The organism is Actinacidiphila sp. bgisy167, from assembly GCF_965342175.1.
Taxonomy (GTDB): domain Bacteria; phylum Actinomycetota; class Actinomycetes; order Streptomycetales; family Streptomycetaceae; genus Actinacidiphila.
The window spans coordinates 1-3,147 of the sequence record NZ_CBDRBL010000173.1 but is presented as its reverse complement, the minus strand read 5'-3'; the positions used below and the strand labels follow the sequence as shown (position 1 = coordinate 3,147).

The 3,147-nt window shown below is 60.8% G+C and carries 3 protein-coding genes; all 3 read left to right on the top strand.

Going from position 1 to position 3,147, the window contains the following annotated elements; all coding sequences use genetic code 11:
* The first annotated feature begins 715 nt into the window (after nt 1-715).
* Genes ACRWND_RS30500 through ACRWND_RS30490 form a run of 3 tightly spaced genes read left to right on the top strand, consistent with a single transcriptional unit; the run spans nt 716 to nt 2,895 of the window.
* Complete coding sequence (locus ACRWND_RS30500) at nt 716-850, top strand: hypothetical protein (protein WP_431955163.1); 135 nt, start codon at nt 716-718, stop codon at nt 848-850.
* A 9-nt stretch (nt 851-859) separates the two neighbouring features.
* Nucleotides 860-1,936 carry a hypothetical protein gene (locus tag ACRWND_RS30495; RefSeq protein WP_431955161.1) on the top strand — a complete coding sequence of 359 codons (1,077 nt, stop codon included), beginning with the start codon at nt 860-862 and terminating at the stop codon, nt 1,934-1,936.
* A complete protein-coding gene (locus tag ACRWND_RS30490; RefSeq protein ID WP_431955159.1) occupies nt 1,933-2,895 on the top strand; it encodes a DUF2332 domain-containing protein in 963 nt (320 codons plus the stop codon). Before ACRWND_RS30495 ends, ACRWND_RS30490 begins: the two co-directional genes overlap by 4 nt.
* The last annotated feature ends 252 nt before the right edge of the window (nt 2,896-3,147 follow it).

Here is a 3,147-nt window from a genome sequence, read left to right as displayed (position 1 = left end):
TAAGTCACTGGTATTGAGGTTAAAAAGAGAGGTGGGGTGTGAAACCCCCACCTCTCTGTCGCTGAACTGGTTCGATATCAGGTGGACCAGGAACCACCGGGGTCGGTCGGGTCCTCATTGACCACTACGCGCTCGAGCTCCTCGATCTCCGTGGCGACCCAGGTTCCGTCGAGCAGCACTTCAATTTCGTTAACGACTGTAGATGTAGACGTAAGATCACCCCCTCTTCCGACACCGCTGATGTTAGCACGGCCTTGCGCAGGCTCCAAAGGCTGGGGGGCCGGATCGGGGCATTCTAGAGTGCATGGTCCGAGTGCGACTCTTTGGGTGATTTGAAGCAGTAGGCGGGAAGACTGGATGGTAAAGATTCATTAATTAACCAAAGCTTCATCAAGTGGAGCTTGTTGCGACAGTCGGCTGGGCGCGACCCGAAGGTGTGCGGTAAGAACCGCCGGCCGAGTCGGCGACCGAGTACCGCCGACGGCTGGTGGGTGATATATCCAGGCTGTGAACCGATGTCCGATATCACCGCGATTAGATTGAGTGCCGGGTTTCGGGAAAGAGGTCCGCTAACGGCATTCAATTGTTTCATCCGACGGGGATCCGCCCGGGTGTCAGTTCCGGAAGTTGTGTGCTACGTTCTGCCCGCCGGCAGATGGAAGCGCCAGCGGCATGCTGCCCATTTTGTTCCTTCAAGTGAGAAAGGAGTCAGTCCATGTCTGCACAGGCGATCATTGACGAGATTGACATGGTCCTCGAAGGTGCATGGATCGCCACGGAGGCCGAGGAAGTTGACCGCACGATTCTCAACGAGAACGGCAGCGGTATCGGCGCGCCCAGCCAGACCTGATATTGGGGCATGAATCTCGACGGAAAGGCCGGGGCATTTGTGCCCCGCCTTTCTTTATCAGTCGTCAACGATGGTAGAGCCATGGTTGCCAAAGACGTAACATTTGCCTACAGAGATTTGCTCGAGAGAGCATCTGTTCTTGATGAAGCGGCATGTTTCTCTGTCAGGAGCGCCTGCGAGGGAGACGAATCGCTTTGCCATGCGGTGCTCCGTTTGTTGGAGTCCGATGAAAGCGGTGGGATGCCGTTCCATCTTCTCGCATTTCCGGTGCTTGGTGCCCTGACCGGTGATCCGGACCCCGCGCTGCGAATCTGCGTGCTTTCCCGGGTGTGGTGGGCGGGCGCGGAGGCCCTCGACGACGTGATGGACGGTGAGTTCGATACGTCAGCGACGGGACTCACGACGGCTGCGGCCACGATCGCGGGTACAGCCTGCCTCACGCTGATTCCTCAGGACATCGTCAACCGTGCGGAGTTGCCGAGTTCACTGGAAACCGTCTGGACGCGTGAGCTGACGAGGACCGGTCTACGCTCCGCCGGCAGCCAACTCGACGACGCCAGGTCGACCGAAGGCGACTGCACCTGGAAAAGGAGCATGGTCACCTACGTGGGCAAGTCAGGCTCGCCCTATGCCCGCGACTGTGTGATGGCAGCAGCACTCGGCGGCGCGAACACGGAACAGCTTCGCCGCTGGAGGGCTTTCGGTCATCTGTTCGGCGCCCTTCGGCAATTGACCAACGACCGTGCGCCGCAGTCGCCCGACCAGGATATAGACATCGCCAACGGCACGCGGACGTTGCTGCTGGCCCACGCCGTTGAAGCGCTGCCTCGCGACGAGTCGCGCCTCCTCGTCGAGGAGTACGACAGGGCATCGAGTGACCGGGGAGCCCGCGAGGCCGTCTGGCGAAGGTTCCGGCAGCCAGACCTGGCGATTCCGTACAACAAGCGGATTTCGGTGATCAAAAATCAGGCATCGACTCTTCTGGAAGACCTGGCCGAACCATCGGACCATCGCGACCTCATCCAGTGGATGGTCAATGTCTCAGCCGATGGTGCAAAGTTGCAGACCAGTGGTGGTGCCCTGTGAAGATCTCTGAGGCTTCTGTTCGTCAGCTGCGCACAATGTCCGGCGGCATGGCCACATATGCCCCTGTCTCCTCGGGCATACTTTCCCGTCTCGTCGACGAGGTGGAAGAAGGCGGACCAGTCGCACAGGCTCTCGCTGAGCACCCCGACGCTGGCGCGCCATTGTTCTGTATGCGTGCACTTTCCGGAGTGCGCTGGCTCGTCCTGTCCGGGTTGGCCCCGGACCTCGAAGCGCATTTGCGAAACCTGACGTCCGGGATCGGCGATCCGACCTACGTCGAGCAGACCTGGCTGCTTTTCCGCGACGCGATGCTGAAAAATCCTGGCGAAATCCGGGCAGCACTGGACCGCCCGATCCAGCAGCATCAACCAGGCCGCGCGGCCGCACTGCTCAGCGGACTGGGGATGCTCGGGGCTCCGCGAGTCCGGCTGCTCGAACTCGGCGCCTGCGCCGGACTCAACCTGCTCGTTGACCGCTACCGCTGGTTCGGACCCGATTGGGAGTGGGGGGACGCCGATTCTCCGGTGCGACTGGCAACCGACGGCAGGAATCCCGGCGACATCCGGATCGTCGAGCGGGCAGGGTGCGATCTCGTCCCGCGCGACCCCGCGGACCCTGCCGACTCCCTGATCGTCAGATCGTTCCTTCCTCCTGAGCGCGATATCGAACAACTGGAACTGGATGATGCCCTGACGCTCGCTTCCCGTTTCGGAGTGCAGGTCGACAAGGCTGACGCGGTGGAATGGCTGGAGGCAAAACTCTCCGCAGTCGAAGAGGACCGGTCGATCTATACCGTGGTATGGCATAGCCTGTTCTGGTCCTACCTCGACCCGCAGCAGCAGACGCAGATAGAGCGACTCCTGAGCCGCGCCGCCTGCAAGCGGAAAGTCGCACGGGTCAGCTTCGAGCCCCACGAATGGGAAACGGCGCCCCGACTCCAGATCACGGTCTACTCCTGAGCCCGAATCCACCGGCTTGATGCCTGTGGATAGCTTCTCCGGAAACGAGGAAGTGCCCTGTGGCCTGCGATGATGGGAGTTTCTTCAAGCTTCCAGCACGCACGACCACGAGGGCACTTCCGAGATGCAATCTTCCCATGCTGCAGCGAGGGTCTCCGCACGGTTTGATGATCCGACCTCGTGAATTCAGCTACGACGCTGGCTGGCCCCTGATCTGACGCCCTGATAGTATTATAGAAGGGTGCCCCCGAC